The sequence below is a fragment of the Oceanobacter kriegii DSM 6294 genome (assembly GCF_000422845.1).
Classification (GTDB): Bacteria; Pseudomonadota; Gammaproteobacteria; order Pseudomonadales; family Oceanobacteraceae; genus Oceanobacter; species Oceanobacter kriegii.
Genome location: NZ_AUGV01000003.1, coordinates 33,897 through 52,912, shown reverse-complemented (window position 1 = coordinate 52,912; position 19,016 = coordinate 33,897). Strand labels below are relative to the sequence as shown.

Below are 19,016 nucleotides of genomic sequence, written 5' to 3'. Positions count from 1 at the left end.
GAATGCAAGCGCAACGACGAGGTGAACTCTACATGGCTGGCGCCGCTGGCTTGTGGGGATTGCTCCCGGTGGTATCAAAACAGGCTTACGAACACATTCCGGTGATGGTGTGTGCGGCGCTGAGTGCGCTGTCGGCGGCGCTGTTTTTTGCCTTTCTTACGACCGTTCGAGGTGAATGGCGCGATGTATTGTGCCGCGAGGCGTTGGCCAGCTCGCTGATCTCGGCGCTGGGCATTGGTGTGGTGTTCTACGGTCTGGTGTTCTGGGGCCAGTCGATGGTGCCTGCCAGTAGCACCAGTGTGCTGCTATTGATGGAAGTGTTCTTCTCCATGCTGTTGTTGCGATTGTTTGGCAACGAACAGCTGACCCGCCGACAGGTGATGGGCGCGTTGGTGATGGTGGTCGGGGCGATTCTGGTACTGGCGCCAGACTCCATCGACGACTTTGGTTTGGGCGAGCTGATTATCCTGCTGGCCGCCGCTGTACCACCGTTAGCCAACCGTCAGATGCAGAAAGCCCGCCAGCTGGTGGGTGTCTCCAGTATCATGTTTGTGCGCAGCACCATCAGCTTCCTGATGCTGCTGGCCGTCGCGGTATCGCTGGAGTCCATGCCTTCCTCTGACTCGCTGTGGTCGGCCATGCCGTGGGTGCTGATCAACGGTGTGCTGCTGTTTGGCGTGTCCAAAGTGCTGTTTATTGAATCCGTGCGCTTTATTCCCATTTCCAAAGCCGTCGCCATGAACTCACTGGCACCATTGGTGACGCTGGCCACCGCCTGGTGGCTGCTGAGCGAACCGGCGGCCTGGTATCAATGGCTGGGCTGTGTGCCGCTGAGCTGGGGCTGCTGGTTGTTGGTGTCCAGTCGAAAGGCGGCTCCTGTTGCACCGGAAGCCCTGGCCCGTTAGTGCGCTGCTGTTGTCAGTGGGCGCAGTATTCAGTGGGATAGTATTCAGTGCTGTCTGGTGGCTTCTTCCTGAATCCACTGCCTGAATGCCAGTAAAGCAGGCAGGTTGGCACTGCTACTGCGATACACCAGATAATACGCCAGCGGGGTGTGCCAATGGATGTGCGGCAGTAGTCGAACCAATCGTCCACTACGGATGTCATCCTGGGCCATCACACTGCGCGCCAGTGCAATCCCCTGACCATCGGCGGCGGCTTGCAGCACCGCCGCCGAGTTATTGATGCGGATGCGTCGTTTGTCGCCCGCCTGCTGCGACAGTGGCTGTACTGGTTGTGCTAATGGTTCCACAGACGCAGCCCCTGCTGCGTCAAACCAGCCCTCCCAGTTGGCAAAGCCACTGTGGCTGTCCATCGACAAGTCGTGAATCAATGGTAGCTCCTGCAATTGAGCCGCGTACAGGTCACTGGCTTGCAACATCGGGTGGCGTTGTAAAAAGGCAGGTGAGCAGACCGGGTAAATCTCTTCATCCATCAATTTCTCGGCCACCAGACCTGGCCAATGTCCCGCACCATAGCGAACACCAATATCAATTTGCTGGGCCTGAAAATCCGCCGGTTTGAGACTGGTTTCCAGCCGCAGGTCGGTATCCGGACACGTTGCCTGAAAGCGGTCCAGTCTGGGCAGCAGCCACTTGGCGGCAAACGCCGGACTCACTGTCACCGTGAGGACGCCAGCGGTCGGATCTTGAGCCAGCATGTCGAGGCCCTGCTTGAGCTGATTCATACCGGATTGGATGACAGGCAAAGCCCTCAAAGCGGTGTCGGTTGGTTGCAGCCGATGCCTGCCGGAATGGCTGCGAACAAACAGCGTGACGCCAAGCCACTCCTCCAGCCCTCGTACCAGTTGTCCCACCGCAGCAGAGGTGACGTTCAGTTCGTTGGCGGCGGCGGCAAAGCTCTGGTGCCGGGCGCTGGCTTCAAACGCCCGCAGCGCGTTGAGGTGTTGTGGTGTGTTCATTCGATAAAGATTTTCTTTGTCGATGGAAAGAATAGATGGTTTGTTGGGCTTTTGAATAAGTTGGATTATGGCCCGGTTGCTGACAGATCATCAAAGAAATTCTTTTGTCACTGGAGACGTTTCGGCGGCGGCTGTCAGCACACCATATAGATCATCATGGAGAGACTGATATGCCTGCTTATTTGCAAATTACCTTGACCATTGACGAGGCCAAACGCAGTGAAGCCGTTGGCGTCTACTTGCAATACAAGGCCCCATTCCTGGACACCATTGAGGGTGCCATCTCCAAGGAATTGCTGCTGCGTGATGAGGATGTGCAGGTGCTGCATGGCTTCGTCAATGTTGATGACGCCAACGCCTATTTGCAGTCGGAGTTATTTAATGCCGATGTGGTGGAAGCCTTGAAACCCCTGTTAGCGGCCGCTCCGGACGTTCGTATTTACCAACTGGCAGAAGTGGGCTGACCGACTCGCCAGCACACCATTGAGGATGCCATGCAGATTCATGCCGACCTGAGTCAACGAGCTGAACAACGGCCACAAGACTACCACTGGGTAGCCTCACCGGCGGCGGGTGTCGAACGCATGATGCTCGACCGCATGGGAGAGGAAAGCGGTCGTGCGACGACCCTGGTGCGGTTTGCCAAGGGGGCATCCTTTCCCCGTCATCAGCATCCAGGTGGCGAAGAAATTCTGGTACTGGAAGGCAGCTTTAACGAAGGCAGTAACCTGCACCCCAAAGGCTGGTACATGCGCAATCCACCGGGCTCCTGGCATCAGCCGGATGCCAGCGATGGTGCCCTGATATTCGTCAAACTGTGCCAGATGCAGCGCGATGACCGTGCTCGGGTGCGCATCAATACCAATGATCCGAACCAGTGGCGAACGTTGTCGGACGGCGCCATTTGCCCTTTGTTTGATGGCCCCGTGGTGGATTGCTCCGGCACGGCGGTTGGGCGAGAGCAGGTACTGCTGAGACGGTTGCATCAGCATGCAGAATTGTCGATCAGCGCTGCTGGTGGCCGGGAGTTGTTGGTGTTGCAAGGTGCGTTGTGCAGCGAGCAGCAGGGTAGGGAGAAACGCTATCCATCGGGGAGCTGGATTCGCTTGCCAGCCGGGGACACCAGCCGCTGGTTTGCTCATGAACACAACACGGCCGTATTTGTGAAAAGTGGCCATCTGGTTCTGGATGGTGCGGTCTCGTAGTCGTGGCAGTGCCATGCGCAGACAACGGGACGGGATGACCGTCTGGATGAACGTAAAAAGGAATCTCTATGGCAGCATTGCCACAACGTTATCGCGTTATGCAGGTTGTACGTCCGGGTGAACTGGAATTGGCCGAGCGGGAATTACCGCATCCGGGGGCTCACGAAGCCCTGATTCAGGTCGAAGCGTGTGGCCTGTGCGGTGCCGATATTGCGGATATCGAGCGACCTCTGGAAGCAGAGCTTCCACGCGTACCCGGCCATGAAATTGTTGGGCGCATTGTGGCGCTGGGCGAACAATCAGGCAGCCGCTGGCAAACAGGCCAGCGGGTTGGCGTCGGCAGACTGGCAGGCCCTTGTCTGGAATGTGACGGTTGTCGCCGCGGGGCGTTCAACTTATGTTCAAATCAACGGGTCGTTGGCCGTCAGTTGGATGGCGGATATGGCGAATTTGTGTGCCTGCCGGTTGGTGGTCTGGTGGCGATTCCGGAACAACTGGATTCGGTACACGCTGCCCCGGTGTTGTGTGCCGGACTGGCGACCTTCAATGCGCTTCGCAAATGCGGTGCAAGCGCCGGAGACAAGGTGGCGGTGTTTGGTATTGGTGGCCTGGGGCACATGGCATTGCAATATGCCGAACGTATGGGGTTTGAGGTGGTCGCTGTCGGCCGTGGTGATGATATTGCCAAAACCGTCAGATCCCTTGGGGCACACCACTACATCGATACCAACCGGCATGACGCGGTAGCGGCCTTGCAAGCTCTGGGCGGCGTCCAGGCCATCATTAATACGGTGGCGGCATCCGCCCAGGTGGCCGAACTGGTCGCGGGGCTAGTACCACAGGGCCGCATGGTGACATTGAATCCGGCACCGGAGCCACTGCCATTGAAGGCTGGCTTGCTGGTCGGTGGTGAGAGGCAACTGATCGGCTCCATGACAGGCACGCCACACGATGCCGAACGGGCGCTGCACTTTACCGCCCTGACCGAAGCCGAACCCATGATTGAGCTGATCGCTTTTGAAGAATTATTGTCGGGCATGGCGCGCCTGAGAGAAGGAGCTCCGATGTTCAGGCAAGTAATGGATATGACTACCCGAATGAATATGGAAGCTTCATGAATACCCGAACGAACGCAACGGATCGTAAGCATCGTCCGATTGAACTGACCGAGTCGGTTCAGCGCAGCAACATCTGGCGACTGACGTTGGCTCAGGCGCTGGCCGGGGCGAACGCCATTGTGATTTATGCCACAGGTGCCATTATTGGCAATACCTTTGCGCCGTCGCAGGCTTTGGCCACGCTGCCCATCTCGATTTTTGTCGTTGGTATGGCGGCCTGTATCTGGCCTGCAGGATGGCTGGCCCGACGTTTTGGCCGACTGGTCGCGTTTCAGGCCGGTACCAGTACCGGAGTGCTGGCCGGGTTAGTGGCATTGCTGGCGGTGATGAACCATTCGTTCTGGCTATTTTGTCTGGCCACCTTTTTTGGCGGTGCCTATGCCGCGGTGGTGCTGTCGTTCCGCTTCGCTGCCGCCGATGGCGTGGCACCCGAGAAACGCGCCCGAGCGCTGTCGTTGGTGATGGGGGGCGGGATTGCCGCCGGTGTATTGGGGCCGCAATTAGTGACCTGGACCATGGACTTGTGGCCTGCCCAGACCTTTGCCGGCACGTTTCTGGTACAGGCGTTAGTGGCGGTGCTGTCGGGTATTATTCTGGCCGGGGTAAAACTGCCGCCGCCAACAGTGGCTGAACAACAGGGTGGACGACCGTTAGGCGTAATAGCCCGCCAGCCGCTGTTCATCGCAGCCGTGTTGTGTGGTGCGGTGTCTTATACCCTGATGAACTTCCTGATGACCGCAGCGCCACTGGCAATGCACCTGTGTGGCCATACCCAGGCATCCGCCAATACCGGATTGCAGTGGCACGTCATCGCCATGTACGGCCCCAGCTTCTTCACCGGACGACTGATCGAAAAGTTCGGTGCTGTGAAAGTGGCAGGCCTGGGGCTGGCATTAACGGGTATTTCTGCGGCGATTGGCTTGGCTGGCCTCGACCTGTTCCATTTCTGGGGCATGCTGATTGTGCTGGGGCTGGGCTGGAACTTCGGTTTCCTGGGGGCCTCGGCGTTGGTACTGGAATGCCACCGTCCGGAAGAGAAAACCCGGGTTCAGTCGCTCAATGACTTCATCGTTTTTGGACTGATGGCCGTGGGTTCGTTTTCGTCGGGTGGGGTGCTGACGGCCTGGGGCTGGTCAGCGGTATTGTGGGTGTCTTTCGTGCCACTGGTACTGGCGTTGTTTGCCTACGTTCAGGTTTATCGGCACCGACAGGCTGTTGCGGCCTGAAACTGATGCTTTTGCTGCTGTGATCAGTCTCATAGCGCCCATTCGGTTACTGGCAAGTTACTGTAAGGTCTGGCTCCAGTGAAAGTCGAACAGTTCGATAAAGCGCCGACTGATTCGCTTTTCCTTGTTGCTCTGGGATGGGGTGCTTTTCCAGATCAGGGCAACATCAAGCCCACTTTCCAGTATGGCATTGCTGAGGATTGTGACGCTTGCGGGTTTCTCCATGCCCAGCAGGGTGGACTTTTTGACGATGCAAATAGCGTCTGAGTATTCACAGTAGTTGATTGAGAATTCATCGGAAAACGATTGTGTGATCCCGGTAGCGGAATCTTTCATCTGTTCATGAATTTCTGAAATCCTGTTGCTGATTTCCGAGTGATCGGAAGGCAGTACCATCTCGAAGTCCTTCAAGTCCTCCATGGAAACGTTGTTTGAGTCAGACAATGGATGGTTCTCTCTTGCTATCAGGTAAATCTCATCTTCATGTAATTTGCGGTAGCCAAGTTCTTTGTGAGGTTCGCTTTCGTTGATATAGCCAATAAAGAAGTCGTAGTCCTCGATTTGCTCTTTGCTATAAATGGTTCCGTTGTAGCCTCTCAGAATGCGTATTTTCACATTCTGGAATTCATTCTTGATGGTGTTGATTACCTGGGAAAGAACCTCCCAGTTGATGCTCAGACCGATACCGATAGTCAGTGAAATTTCTCTCGCAGATGAGTTCTCTTTGAGGGTGTTGATACCTTCGGAGATCGATAACAGGCTTCTTTGAACGTGCTCAAAAAATACCTGGCCTGCTTCGGTGGGGAATACTCCCTGGTTGGTACGGTTCAGAAGTTGAACATCCAGAATCTCCTCCAGCTCCTTGATCCGACGAGAGACCGCTGGCTGTGTCAGAGAGAGATTGCAGGCGGCCCTGCCCATACCGGCCTGGTTCACCACTTCGGTGAAACACTGAAGATGACGGAATTTGATGCGGTTATTAATCATGACCAATGCTCTTGTTATTTTAGTTGCATCGAAAACAGAAAAAGGCCCCTGTTCAGGGGCGTGTCATATCGACAAAGACTGGTCAGAGAGCTACCAGGGTCTTGCTGGTGTCAGTGAATCAGCGAGCCACCGTTGACGTCGACTTCAGACCCGGTGACATAGCTGGAGAGTTCTGATGCAAGGAACAGACAGCAGCCAGCCACTTCTTCGGCTTTGCCTGCCCGGCCCATTGGAATCCCGGACAGTACCGTTGTCATCATCTCGTCGGTCATTTTGCCTGCGGTGATGTCGGTGGCGATAAAGCCCGGGCAAATGGCATTGACCCGAATATTGAATGGCGCCATTTCACGAGCAGATGCCTTGGTCAATCCCAATACACCGGCTTTCGCCGCAGAGTAATGTGGGCCGCCAAAGACACCGCCGCCGCGCTGTGCGGACACGGATGAAATATTCACAATGGAGCCGGACTGCTTTTCTTTCATGAAAGGCAATACGGCCTGGCTCATGTACAGGGTGCCACGCAGATTGACGTCCAGAACGGCGTCGTAGTTGGAAGCGGTGACGTCCAACAGTTTGATTGGTTGGGTAATCCCCGCGTTATTCACCAGAATATCAACGCTTCCCCACTGCTGGATCAACGCTTGAACAGCGCTGTCGCACGCCTGTTTGTCAGTCACATTGCATGCCAGACCAATGTGTTGATCACCCAGATCCTTGGCCGCAGATTTCGCTGCCGCTTCGTCCAGATCCAGAATTGCTACGGTGGCACCGTGCTCGGCAAACAGTTTTGCCGTCGATTTACCCAGCCCATTGGCGGAAGCTGCGCCGGTAACGATCGCGTATTTACCCGATAAAATACCCATTTTAAATCCTTGTATTTGAATGTTTGTTGTTGGTTTTACGCAAGCCAGGACTTGGTCTGGGCAATGATCGCCTCGGTGGAAATTCCGTACTGGTCGTGCAGCACTGGCAGAGCCCCGGCGTCGAGGAACTCATCCGGCAGGGCAATCTGGCGGAATGCTGGTGTAACGCCATTGCGCATCAAGGTTGCGGCGACGGCTTCGCCCAGACCGCCAATCACTGAGTGGTTTTCGGCCGTAATGACAAGGCGACCAGGCTTGGAGGCGTGCTTGAGAATCGTTGCTTTGTCGAGAGGCTTGATGGTTGGCACGTGCAGAATGGCGACCCGTACGCCTTCTTTTTCAAGCTGAGTGGCAGCCTCCAGTGTTCTCATGGTCATGAAACCGGATGAAATAAAGAGCACTTCGTTGCCTTCGCGCAGCAGCTTGGCCTTACCAATTTCAAACTGGTAATCCTCGTGTTCCTGCAGGACCGATGGCACTTTGCCTCGCAGCAAGCGCATGTAAACCGGACCGTTATGCTCTGCAATGGCCTGGGTTGCCTGGGCGGTGTCGAGTGCATCGCAAGGGTCGACGATGGTGAGGTTAGGCATGGCCCGGAAGATGGCCAGATCATCGGTTGCCTGATGGCTTGGTCCATAGCCGGTAGTGAGTCCGGGCAGTCCACAGACAATTTTTACGTTCAGATTGTCTTCCGCAATCGCCATGCAGATAAAGTCATATGCCCGACGTGAGGCAAACACAGCGTAAGTGGTGGCGAAGGGGACAAAGCCTTCTTTGGCCAGACCGGCGGCGGCACTCATTAATACCTGTTCTGCCATTCCCATTTGGTAATAGCGTTCCGGGAAGGCTTTTTCGAAGATGTGCAGGTCGGTGTATTTGCCAAGGTCGGCGGTCAGACCAACGATCTTGTCGTTGCTTTGCGCAGCTTCAACCAGAGCGTGGCCGAACGGTGCGGATACTGTTGGTAAACCTTCTGCCGCCAGAGAGGCAATCATGGCCGAGGTCAGTTGACGCTCGCTGGCGTCGACCGGGCGGCGTGGTTCCCACTTGGATGTTCTTCTGCTCATGCTCATGCTGGCTTACCCTCTTCCAATACCTTAAGAGCCAGATCCCACTCTTCTTCATCGACCCGCACAAAGTGCGTAATTTCACGCTCTTCCAGGAAGCGAACGCCCTTGCACATTTTGGTGTTGCAAATAATGACGCGAGGCTTGGCTTCGTTGAGGTTGCGGGCGTTATCAAACGCCGCGACCAGAGCATCAATGTCGTTGCCATCGACCCGCTGGACATGCCAGCCAAAGGCTTCAAATTTCTGGTCAACCGGCTCTGACGAGAGCATTTCGGTCGATGGGCCATCGGCTTGCTGGTTATTGAAATCGACCAGGCAAATCAGGTTGTCGAGCTTCTGGTGTGCTGCCGACATGGCCGCCTCCCAGGTAGAGCCCTCACCCAACTCACCATCGGACATCAGGTTGTAGACAAACGATGCAGATTGCTTGCGCTTCAGCCCCATGGCCATGCCAACACCGATACCAAGGCCGTGACCGAGGGAGCCACCGGTAATCTCCATACCTGGCGTGTAGGAAGCCATGCCGGACATTGGCAGACGGCTGTTGTCGGTTCCGTAAGTTTCCAGTTCGAACTCTGGCAGTACTTTGGCTTCGAGCAGCGCGGCGTAAAGGGCAATGGCGTAATGGCCAATCGACAGCAGAAAGCGGTCGCGCTGTTCCCATTCCGGCTCATCGGCGCGATAGCTGAGCGCGTGGAAGTAAGAAACAGCCAATACGTCGGCAACACCAAGTGCCTGGCCAACATATCCTTGTTTTTGTACGGCCCCCATGAGCAGGGATTTCTGGCGTATATTCCAGGCGCGTTGCGCCAGGCTTATGCCTTTTTCGGGGATTGATTCGGTCATGTTTCTGTCTCTTATTCTTTTTGCAGATACATTGAAATGTATGACTTGAGCTCAGATAGTTTCTTCCCGGAACGTCACTTCATCAATCAGATATTCTTAATCAAATATTAACCTGAGCTTAACAAGTGGGTATTATCGTGTGGGTGAAGGTGTGCCGATAAGGAGCGTGTGATGTCACGAGATCCCAGTCTCAACAGCATGATTTATTTTGAAGCGGTGGCCAGAAATGGCCGTATTTCGAGGGCTGCAGAAGATCTGAGCGTTTCGCCGTCGGCGGTCAGCCAGCAAATCAAACTGCTTGAGGAAATGCTCGGTGTCAGCCTGTTCCGAAGAGAGCGTCGACAGCTCAGCCTGACGCTTGAAGGCGAGCATCTTTATACATCGGTGGCCTCTGCATTGGGGATGATTCGGAATGCGAGGCAATCGATTACCCGGCGCCGGGAATCACACCAGCTGATTATTCGCGCCATGCCCAGCTTTGCGGTGCGCTGGCTCGGCCCCAGACTGGCGGATTACATCCAGCAAAACCCGGAATGGGACCTGCGTGTTGATGCCAGCCCGGACCCCTCCAATTTCGAGCGCGAAGTGATCGACTTCGATATTCGCTATGGCACGTCCAGTTGGGAAGGACTGCATTGCACGCCGTTTTTGCAGGATTACGTGTTTCCAATGTGTAGCCCTGAATACTACGAGGAGCTGCGCTCACAGTACGAATCCGTGGAAGAGATGCTGTCCAATGCCCGTCTGATTGACAGTGTGAACACCTTTATCCAGTGGGATAGCTGGCTCGCCAGGCATCAGCTTTCGCGTTCCAGTATGAACGCGGCGCTGAGATTTGATCGCTCTTCGATGGCTATTCAGCAAGCGGTTAATAATATTGGGGTCATTCTTGAGTCGACGACACTGGCGGCCAGAGAGCTGTTGGACGGACGCCTGATTCCACTGACTCCCGAGTACCCTGCTGTCCGATTCGATGCCTATTGGATTGTTAGCCCCAGCAGGCACCAGGGGCAGAAACTGGTGAAGATATTCCGCTCGTGGATGGAACAGCAGGTGGGCGTACATGACAAGCTGATCACGAATTACCTGAGCAGCCGGACGATGGACATTGAAGATGGCTATCAGGCGTTTCAGAGCACGTTGATTAAACGTTGAGAGCAGGCTTTCGCAGCAAGGACGTTACGTCATGAATCAGGCAAGGCCAGTAGCAACAGAGCACTGGCCTTGCTACCGGCTAGTACATGGTGAGAGCCGGGACGTAACTGATCAGCGCCAGCACGCCGAGCGCCAGTAAATAGAACGGCAGTAGCTCCTTGCACACGGATGGAATACTGGCCTTGGCGATGGTTGTTGAAATAAACAAGGTTGTGCCAACAGGCGGGGTATACAAACCGATCGCCAGATTGACAACCATCATCAGACCAAGCTGTACAGGGTCCAGACCAATGCTGGCGGCAATGCCAGTAAAGAGTGGGCCCAGTAGCAAAACGGCAGCAGGAAGGTCGAGAAAACTGCCAACAATCAGCATGATCACGTTCATGGCCAGGATCACCATCCACGGCTCACTGATGGAACCAGTGACCCATGAGGCCAGCTCCTGTGGCACGCGCTCCAGTGTCAGAATCCACTGAATCACTGACGACGCCATAATGATGATCATCACTGCACCGAGCATAACTCCGGTTTCGGCCAGCGCCCGTACGATTCCTGACCAGTTCATATCCTTGTAAATGAACACGCCGACGAAAAGGGCATAGGCCACTGCCATCACACTGACTTCTGTCGGCGTTGCGATGCCAAACCTCAACGTGCCTATCACAAAGAAGGGCATCGCAATGGCGGGAAGCGCATGTTTCAGTTCGGCGCTCCAGCGTTGCCACCCTCCGGTAAATTCCGCTTTCGGGAAACCCCGGCGCAGGGCGGCAAACCATGTCAGAGCCAGCATTCCTACACCCAACAGCACCCCGGGAATGATACCGGCGACGAACAAATCAATAATGGATGTGTTGGAAACCAGGCCGTACAGGATGAGCGGGATCGACGGTGGAATTAACGCCGAGACGGTTGAAGAGGCTGAGTTGACCGCTGCTGCAAATGCGGCAGGAAAGCCATTTTTCTTTTGCACCGGAATCAGTGCATTGCCCAGTGCAGATGCATCAGCAACGGCGGAGCCTGACACGCCACCAAACATTACCGAGCCCACCACACTGACGTGGCACAGACCACCTCGGAACCGGCCGACCAGCAGCTTGGCGAATGAAACCAGGTGCTCACCAAAGCGCCCCGACATCATCAGGCTACCGGCCAGAATAAAAAATGGAATTGCCAGCATCGGGAAGCTTTGCGTTGGCGTGTACAACCGTTGGGCGATAACGGCCAATGGCTTGCCTTCAATAAACAGAGCAATGCCTGCTGCTCCAATCATCGAAAACGCTACCGGTACTGCAATCAGAAGTAATAACGGGAACACCCATATAATAATGCTGCTCATCACTTTACTCCTAGCTGAAATTATTTTCGGAAGGCGATTTGTCGTAAACGTCTCGCCCCAGCATATATTCGATTGCTGTTATGACGCTGACCAGGCAAACGAACGAGAATGCGTACATAATGCTGGAATAACCATAAATTTGTGGTATTCCAGTTTCTGCCAGTCGGCTATATCGTGAGGACATCACGATTGGCATTGAATAAATAACCACTGAGGCAGAAACGAACCCCAGGAATAAATTAATTCCCACGTATATTGCTCTTCGAAATTTTGATGGCAGGGCATTGATAAACATATCGACCGATATGTTTCGGCCTTGTGACGCAGCCATAACAATGCCGCCGGCTACTGCCCAGGGAAACAGTATGGATGGCACCTCGTAGGCCCATGTAAAACCGTTCTCAAAAAAATATCTGGCAATAACATTCACGAATATCACCAGAAAGATTAACGTCAGAGTCACACCGACAATGACTGCACCGCTCAGGTTGATCACTGAGAGCGCTTTTGCCAGCGCTGCTGAAACACGGGAGCGCAAAGGCTCCCGCGTGTGGTTCAAGGTTGAATCAATCACGATATCACCCGTGTCATTTATTGAACGGAAGCTTTCAGTTCATCGACGAAGCTGCCCAGTTTCTTCTGGTACTTTTCAATCACAGGCTGGGTTGCCTTGGCAAACGCGGCGTGGTCTACCTCAGCAAACTTACCGCCTTCGTCTTCGATGACCTGACGCAGCTTCTGGTTAGCAATCAGGTTGGAGCCACGCTGATACCAGCCAGCCTGCTCAGCAGAATCAGTGATACAGGCTTTGTCGCTATCAGACAGACCATTCCACCACATCAGGCTCGCAACGACCGGGTTGCTTTGATACTGGTGTCCCGTCATGGAAATGAAGGGCGTAATCTCATGCAGTTTGGCGGAATAAATATTGGTCAGCGGGTTTTCCTGGCCATCAAATGTGCCGCTTTGTAGTGCGGTTGGCAGTTCGCTCCAGGCTAATGGAGCAGGGCTGGCGCCCAGTTCCTTGAAGATGTCGAGCGCTACTTGATCCGGTGGTGTGCGGATTTTCATGCCTTTGAGATCGGCAGGTTTTGTGATGAATTTTTCAGAGTGGGTCACGTTACGGAAACCGTTGTCCCAAAACGCGATGATCTTAAGGCCAGCACGTTGCGCTTTTTGATCCAGCTTGGCGCCGATCGGACCATCCAGAACACGCCATGCTTCGGCTTCATTTTCAAACAGGAACGGCAGGCCGATGGCGCCAACTTCCGGAATGATCTGGGCTACAGCACCTTGTGAATTGACGCTCATCTGGATAATACCGGCGGTGGCCGACGTCAGCATTTCAGCGTCGTCGCCCATGGTTGCAGATGGCGCTACCGATACGGATAAATCACTGGAACATGACGGTACAAGATTGGCGAAAAGCTCGGCTGCTTCGTATCGTGGATTGCCCGGTGTCGCGCCATGTGCAAGCACGAATTCATCGGCCTGAGCGAGGTTGAAGGCGACGGGTGAGGAGCAAGCAATGGAGATAGCCAAAAAGAGCTTGGTGGGCGTTTTCATATTTTGTACCTGATTTTTAGAGTTATTGTTTCTGCCGTAAGCAGACCTTCATCGTCATGGCATGCTGGCTTTTTTTCAATTGCATATTCTTAACAATTCGTTAAGCCCTGCTTCACAACCAGTGCGGTCTTCCGTCATTACATTTTCGTTCTGCACATTCTGTTTTGTCATTGGAAAGCTCATTTTTAATCTGGCTAATATTTGCTCACGTTTGAGCCTAAGAACTCAGACCAGAATCATATTAATAATAAAGAGCGAACAATATGAATATTCTTGATCACAAAAACTGTTTAAAGGCGACAGCTGTATTGATGGGAATGACTTCCAGCGCTGCCTGTTTTTCAACAGAAACTGTGGAAAACCCATTTCATATGTATTTGAGAAGCGGTGTTGGGGCGTCGATGGATGGTGGCGATCAGGTTTGCTTCAAGGCGGCAGGCGCACCGGCCAAATATCGTCTGGGTAATGAGTGTGAGACCTATGCTGCTATACGGCTCGGAAAAACATTCAAAACAGACGATGACAAGACGTTCAAGGTTCTGACCGATGTCATTTATACGACTGATCAATCGGGAGACTATGAAGCTCTGAATGAAAGCAAGCCGGATCAGATGGCAATTCGTCGATTCAATGTATCAGCCACAAATGTGATTGAGGCTTTGCCGGGTGCAACGGTTTGGGTGGGCAAGGAGCATATTGACCGTCAGAACGTTCATATCAACGACTTTTTTTACTGGGACCCTAAAGGCCCGGGTGTCGGCATCAAAAATGTTGATGTCGGTTTTGCCAGGCTGGGCCTCTCCTGGTTGCGAAATAACTCCGTCGATCTGGACAGCAATGCGGATGGCAGTCTGGACGGTAACTATGTCAACAATACCTATGACATCCGGCTCAGTGACATATCCCTGACAGACAAGATCTCTACTCAGGTTGGCCTCACCATGGGTACAACCAGTGGTACTGACAGCGATGGGTTCTCTTACTCCGGGGCGAACAACTCGGGTATGTTGATGACGCTGAACATCAATTTTGCCGATGTGCTGGGTGGCAGCAATAAACTGACGATCCAGAAGGCACGTGACGGCATGATTGCCAGCCAGGGCACCGGTAACCAGAATGGTACGCTTGAAGGCGACTTTTTCCGCATTATTAACTCGGGTCTTGCATCCTTCTCGGACACGGTTGACGCCCAATACGTGGTGATCTACGAAGACAAGAATCAGGACACCTTCAATGGTGTTAACGGTACCCAGGACTTTGCTGGTCATACGTGGATCTCAGCCGGTGTGCGTCCGGTGCTGAAATGGGGCAATTACACCAGTACGGCGTTTGAAGTGGGCTACGACCGTATTGAAGACAAGCTGTCTGATGAGACCAACAGCATGACGAAGCTCACTGTGGCCCAGCAGTTTTCTCTGGGAAGCAGTTTCTTCTCTCGCCCGGCGCTGAGATTTTTTGCCACCTATGCAACCTGGGACAAGGCAGGTCAGCATGCCAACTCCGGTGGCATCCTGCCCGCAGACAGCACCAGCGGCCTGAGCTTTGGAGCTCAAACTGAAGTCTGGTTTTGAGAGAAGTTCTCCGTTTTCTGAATTGGCGCAATCGCAGGCCCACTGGGCCTGCGGTTTTTCTGTTCAAAGACCACTCCTGGGCGAGCAGGCTTCCTGCTGATGTTCGCTTTTTGACATATTGCTGCCGAATGACGTTTCTTGCTGGACCTACCTGCCTGTTTGGCGAATTTCAATTCTGATGAGTGCGCTCGCTGCCATATAATCCGCCTCCTGATTAATTTGCACTGGAATTCCGGAAATGTTCGATCCCGTTCTGTTTGCCTCATTTGCCATTGCGGCAACGTTATTGGCGATGACGCCTGGTCTCGATACCGTGATGGTATTACGAGCGTCTATTACCAATGGCTCGGCGCCTGCCTTGTACGCAGCGGTGGGTATTTTGCTGGGCTGTATTGCGTGGGGGGCCGCAGTGTCCCTGGGCCTGGGTGCGGTGTTACAGGCTTCCGAGCTGATGTATATGGCGATCAAGCTGGCCGGTGCCGGTTACCTGATGTGGCTGGGGATTAATCTGATTCTGAAGCCGCGCAAGGCGCTGGATAGTGATCAGGCTGAGCCTGCGGGGACTGGTATGCAGGCGTTCTGGCAAGGGTTGGTGACTAACCTGCTGAACCCGAAAATCGGTATCTTCTACGTATCGTTTTTACCGCAGTTTATTCCCGCCGGAGCCGATGTGGCGGTGTACTCCTTTATGCTGGCCTGCGTTCACACACTGATTTCGGCACTGTGGTTTGGCGCCCTGATTGTATTGAGCAAGCAGTTACGCAAGGTGCTGTTCAAGCCAACGGTGGTATCGATGATGGACCGGGTAACTGGCGGTCTGTTTATTGCGCTGGGATACAAGCTGGCGAAATCCTGAAGAGCGTCTGCATAACTCTGTGTGAGCCCTGCAGGTTGCACCCCAATTGAAAGGGGCTCGCAGGTCCGGGGTATGAATACAGCAAATAGCGCCAATGCGTGATTCTCTGTTTTGTATTTCATTACCTCGGCTCCACGTTTTATAAAACCAAGAAAAAAATGGCGTCGATATAATCAGCGGGAGTTATTTAATTCCTAACCCAGCCCAATGCTGGTGTTCCTTGTCGGGGCTGCTTATGAAAACACTTTCTGCGGTATTACTCTCCACTCTTATATCAACCGGTTTTTCGGCAGCTGCGGCGGCGGAGTCGATCAGCCTGTTTACAACCCAATACCCTCCCTACACCATGACCACCAGTGGCGAGCCGTTTGCCCATAAGGCCAGCGATATCGACGGCTTGTGTACGGCCATCGTCAAGCACCTGTTTGCCGAGGCCGATGTTGACTACACCATGCGGCTGCGCAACTGGTCATACGGCATGCAGCGAGTGCAGAAGCGTTCCAGCCACGGCTTGTTCTGCACTGTCAGAACAGCAGAGCGAGAGAAGCTGTTTCAGTGGGTGGGCCCGATTACCGAAATGAAGGGGGCGCTGTTTGCTGCCAGTGGCAGCAGTATTGAGATCGATAACCTGGAAGATGCCCGGCAATATCGTATTGGCGGTTTTCGGGGGGATTTCTTTTCGGAGTACCTGATTGCCAAAGGCTTTGATATTGATACGCCACCCTCTGACGCACAAAACCCGAAGCGTTTGAAAATTGGTGCGATCGACCTGTGGATATCCGATGCCATCGTGGGGCCATATATGGCATCTGATATGGCAGATATGCCCGATATTGAAAACAAGTTCGTGTTTACCAATAACGCTGTCTATCTTGCCATCAGCGTTGATACACCAAAAGAGGCCGTCAGAAAGCTACAGTCGACACTGGATCGATTGCGTAAATCAGGTGAGCTGGTGGCGTTGGAGCAAAGTTACGGGCTGTGATCGCGGATCTCTAACGAGTCACTCCTACTGAGCCTTGTGTTTGGGGCTCAGCCCACCCGCTGCCCATTCTCATACACCGGCACGTCGACTTTTCCACAGGCAATCACTTCTCCCTGTTGCCACAGCTTCCATTCGCCGCGCTGGTATACGTCCCAGGCTTCGTCGCTGGTCAGCGGTTCGGTGGCGATCACGCTGACGATGTCGTTGGGGGTGGTTTCGGCAGCAAAGTCGACGGCTACTTCGACGTCTTTCAGCACCGCTGGGCCAAACGGCGCCCGGCGGGTAATGCTGGCCATTTTGGTGGTGCAGAAGCTGAACAGCCAGTCGCCATTGCTGAGCAGGCAGTTGAATACGCCTTGTTGGGCGTAGCCTTCGGCCAGTGTTACCAGTGTGTGTGCCAGTTGGTCTGGCATAGCGTCCCGGGGCAGGGTGTGGCGCAGCTGGTTCATGATGTCGCAGAACATGGCTTCGCTGTCGGTGTCGCCGATGGCTTCATAAAGGCCACTGTTGGCGCTGAAGCCCGGTAGCTGGCCGTTATGGGCGAACACCCAGTTGAGCCCCCACAATTCGCGCACGAAGGGGTGGGTGTTGGCGAGGTTGATATTGCCCACATTGGCCTGGCGGATATGGCAGATGGCGGTTTTGCTTTTGATCGGCAGTTGCGCCACAAATTCGGCAATGGGGGAAGTGGCGCAGGGTTCCGGGTCGTGGAATAGCCGCACGCCCTTGTGTTCGTAGAAGGCAACGCCCCAGCCATCCTTGTGCGGCCCGGTTTCACCGCCGCGACGGGTCAGGCCGGTAAAGCTGAAACACAGGTCGGTAGGGGTGTTGGCACTCATGCCAAGCAGTTCGCACATGGGCAGGCTCCGGAGTTTTCTTTCGAGTGTCCAGTTGTCGGATTTTGTCAGCAGATGAAACCAATACGCATTTAAATCACTCTGGAATTGTTGAATTATAACCCCCTGCCGCCGGTCTGTGCCGGTTCAACCGATATGATTTCCTTGCTGTTTTCCTGAAGAGAGCCTGATTGTGTTCGAGTCGTTTTTTGTTAAACCCAAGTGGTTTTTCCTGAGCTTCGCTGGCTGGGCGTTGCTGTGTGTGCTGGCCTGGTATTTTGCGTTTGTGGATCTCGGCAGCAGCCTGAGTCTGTTTGGGGCGTTCCCGGAGGCCTTGCCGGAAGGTGCCGATGAAGCTGCTCAGGCGCTGTTTTCAGCGGCCCAGCAGTCGGCGCAGGACAACTGGTTCTATCAGTACATGGCGCTGGCCTATGCCTTGTTTATCGGGGCGTGGTTGTACCTTGGCCGTGACCATAAGTGGGCCAAATGGTCGGTGCTGGGGTCGGCGCTGATTGTGTTTATTACCTGGTTTCAGGTGCAGGTCAGTGTGATGCTGAACGAGTGGTATGGCACCTTCTACGATTTGATTCAGAACACCCTGAGCAATCCGGGCAGCATTAAAATCGAGGAATACTACGCCCAGCTGTTTTCGGTCGGTGTGATCATCATGGTGGCCGTGGCGGTCGCTGTGTTTAACCGCTTTTTCGTCAGTCATTACGTATTCCGCTGGCGCACCGCCATGAACGAGCATTACACCGCTCGTTGGGCTCAGGTGCGCGGCATTGAAGGGGCGTCGCAGCGTATTCAGGAAGACACCATGCGCTTTGCGTCCATTATGGAGGGTCTGGGTGTGAGCTTGCTGGAGTCGGTGATGACGTTGATTGCTTTCTTGCCGATCCTGTGGGGCTTGTCGCAGTTTGTGACGGCGCTGCCGTTGATTGGTGAAGTGCCACAGGCGCTGGTGTTTGTGGCCATCATCTGGTCGATCTTTGGTACCGCCTTGCTGGCCATCGCCGGCATCAAGTTGCCAGGGCTGGAGTTCAACAACCAGAAGGTCGAAGCGGCCTACCGTAAGGAGCTGGTGTTTGGTGAAGATCATCACGATCGTGCTCACCCGGCCACGCTGGCCGAGCTGTTCTCGAACGTGCGTCAGAACTACTTCCGTCTGTACAAAAACTACCTGTACTTCAACGTGGTACGTTACGGCTATCTGAACATCGGTCAGTTTGTGCCGCTGATAGCACTGGCACCGTCGATCATCGCCGGTGCCTTTACGCTGGGTGTGATGCAGCGAATCCTCAACGCCTTTAATCAGGTTGAGGGCTCGTTCCAGTATCTGGTCAACTCATGGACCACCATTGTGGAACTGCAATCCATCTACAAGCGTCTGCGGGCGTTCGAAAAATCCGCCGCAGTGGAATAACCCCGCCAGCCTTTCCTGCTCGCTTTGCCTGAACGGACTGACGCTCGGGCAAA

19 protein-coding genes are annotated in these 19,016 nt (G+C 54.2%); 10 read left to right on the top strand and 9 right to left on the bottom strand.

The annotated features are described in order from the left end of the window. Window positions 1-2: 2 nt before the first annotated feature. Window positions 3-905, top strand: coding sequence for a DMT family transporter (locus G516_RS0100235; RefSeq protein ID WP_028291941.1), 903 nt, complete (start codon window positions 3-5; stop codon window positions 903-905). Window positions 906-949: 44 nt separating this feature from the next. On the opposite strand, the gene G516_RS0100230 is transcribed toward G516_RS0100235, so the two are convergent. Then, window positions 950-1,921 (bottom strand): LysR substrate-binding domain-containing protein, encoded by a 972-nt coding sequence (locus tag G516_RS0100230; RefSeq protein WP_028291940.1) that lies wholly within the window; start codon window positions 1,919-1,921, stop codon window positions 950-952. Between the two features lie 170 nt (window positions 1,922-2,091). On the opposite strand from G516_RS0100230, the gene G516_RS0100225 reads away from it, so the two are divergent. The 4 genes from G516_RS0100225 (at window position 2,092) to G516_RS0100210 (ending at window position 5,470) form a co-directional block, all read left to right on the top strand. Then, window positions 2,092-2,385, top strand: coding sequence for a hypothetical protein (locus tag G516_RS0100225; RefSeq protein ID WP_036533686.1), 294 nt, complete (start codon window positions 2,092-2,094; stop codon window positions 2,383-2,385). Window positions 2,386-2,415: 30 nt separating this feature from the next. After that, window positions 2,416-3,126 carry a cupin domain-containing protein gene (locus tag G516_RS0100220; RefSeq protein ID WP_028291938.1) on the top strand — a complete coding sequence of 237 codons (711 nt, stop codon included), beginning with the start codon at window positions 2,416-2,418 and terminating at the stop codon, window positions 3,124-3,126. 68 nt (window positions 3,127-3,194) lie between these two features. Further along, window positions 3,195-4,244 (top strand): alcohol dehydrogenase catalytic domain-containing protein, encoded by a 1,050-nt coding sequence (locus G516_RS0100215; protein ID WP_036533683.1) that lies wholly within the window; start codon window positions 3,195-3,197, stop codon window positions 4,242-4,244. Beyond that, entirely contained in the window at window positions 4,241-5,470 is a 1,230-nt protein-coding gene (locus tag G516_RS0100210; protein ID WP_051218787.1) for an MFS transporter, read from the top strand. The genes G516_RS0100215 and G516_RS0100210 overlap by 4 nt, the downstream gene beginning before the upstream one ends. A gap of 57 nt (window positions 5,471-5,527) precedes the next feature. Here the strand turns inward: G516_RS0100210 and G516_RS0100205 are convergent, their stop codons facing one another. The 4 genes from G516_RS0100205 to G516_RS0100190 form a co-directional block, all read right to left on the bottom strand. After that, window positions 5,528-6,457 (bottom strand): LysR family transcriptional regulator, encoded by a 930-nt coding sequence (locus G516_RS0100205; RefSeq protein WP_028291935.1) that lies wholly within the window; start codon window positions 6,455-6,457, stop codon window positions 5,528-5,530. A gap of 110 nt (window positions 6,458-6,567) precedes the next feature. Continuing rightward, complete coding sequence (locus G516_RS0100200; protein WP_028291934.1) at window positions 6,568-7,320, bottom strand: SDR family NAD(P)-dependent oxidoreductase; 753 nt, start codon at window positions 7,318-7,320, stop codon at window positions 6,568-6,570. A 35-nt stretch (window positions 7,321-7,355) separates the two neighbouring features. Continuing rightward, window positions 7,356-8,387: a transketolase family protein gene (locus G516_RS0100195; protein ID WP_211225036.1), complete on the bottom strand. Its 1,032-nt coding sequence runs from the start codon at window positions 8,385-8,387 to the stop codon at window positions 7,356-7,358. A gap of 2 nt (window positions 8,388-8,389) precedes the next feature. Beyond that, complete coding sequence (locus tag G516_RS0100190; protein WP_028291932.1) at window positions 8,390-9,235, bottom strand: transketolase; 846 nt, start codon at window positions 9,233-9,235, stop codon at window positions 8,390-8,392. 171 nt (window positions 9,236-9,406) lie between these two features. On the opposite strand from G516_RS0100190, the gene G516_RS20405 reads away from it, so the two are divergent. After that, the gene (locus G516_RS20405) at window positions 9,407-10,390 is read left to right on the top strand and encodes a LysR substrate-binding domain-containing protein (protein WP_051218786.1); all 984 of its coding nucleotides are present in this window, start codon (window positions 9,407-9,409) and stop codon (window positions 10,388-10,390) included. Between the two features lie 79 nt (window positions 10,391-10,469). On the opposite strand, the gene G516_RS0100180 is transcribed toward G516_RS20405, so the two are convergent. Genes G516_RS0100180 through G516_RS0100170 form a run of 3 tightly spaced genes read right to left on the bottom strand, consistent with a single transcriptional unit; the run spans window position 10,470 to window position 13,292 of the window. Then, window positions 10,470-11,726, bottom strand: coding sequence for a TRAP transporter large permease (locus tag G516_RS0100180; protein ID WP_028291931.1), 1,257 nt, complete (start codon window positions 11,724-11,726; stop codon window positions 10,470-10,472). Between the two features lie 10 nt (window positions 11,727-11,736). Then, on the bottom strand, window positions 11,737-12,300 hold the full coding sequence (locus G516_RS0100175; protein WP_169449479.1) for a TRAP transporter small permease: 564 nt from the start codon (window positions 12,298-12,300) through the stop codon (window positions 11,737-11,739). A 17-nt stretch (window positions 12,301-12,317) separates the two neighbouring features. Then, complete coding sequence (locus G516_RS0100170; protein ID WP_028291929.1) at window positions 12,318-13,292, bottom strand: TRAP transporter substrate-binding protein; 975 nt, start codon at window positions 13,290-13,292, stop codon at window positions 12,318-12,320. 263 nt (window positions 13,293-13,555) lie between these two features. Here G516_RS0100170 and G516_RS0100165 point away from each other — a divergent pair, with 263 nt between their 5' ends. From G516_RS0100165 to G516_RS0100155, 3 genes are all read left to right on the top strand, one after another. Further along, window positions 13,556-14,863 (top strand): maltoporin, encoded by a 1,308-nt coding sequence (locus G516_RS0100165; RefSeq protein ID WP_028291928.1) that lies wholly within the window; start codon window positions 13,556-13,558, stop codon window positions 14,861-14,863. Window positions 14,864-15,101: 238 nt separating this feature from the next. Next, window positions 15,102-15,719, top strand: a complete 618-nt coding sequence (locus tag G516_RS0100160) for a LysE family translocator (protein ID WP_028291927.1) — start codon at window positions 15,102-15,104, stop codon at window positions 15,717-15,719. A gap of 235 nt (window positions 15,720-15,954) precedes the next feature. Further along, entirely contained in the window at window positions 15,955-16,704 is a 750-nt protein-coding gene (locus G516_RS0100155) for a substrate-binding periplasmic protein (RefSeq protein ID WP_028291926.1), read from the top strand. 47 nt (window positions 16,705-16,751) lie between these two features. Here the strand turns inward: G516_RS0100155 and G516_RS0100150 are convergent, their stop codons facing one another. Next, entirely contained in the window at window positions 16,752-17,561 is an 810-nt protein-coding gene (locus G516_RS0100150) for a class II glutamine amidotransferase (RefSeq protein WP_028291925.1), read from the bottom strand. Window positions 17,562-17,733: 172 nt separating this feature from the next. On the opposite strand from G516_RS0100150, the gene sbmA reads away from it, so the two are divergent. Next, window positions 17,734-18,963: a peptide antibiotic transporter SbmA gene (gene sbmA, locus G516_RS20400; protein ID WP_036533679.1), complete on the top strand. Its 1,230-nt coding sequence runs from the start codon at window positions 17,734-17,736 to the stop codon at window positions 18,961-18,963. The last annotated feature ends 53 nt before the right edge of the window (window positions 18,964-19,016 follow it).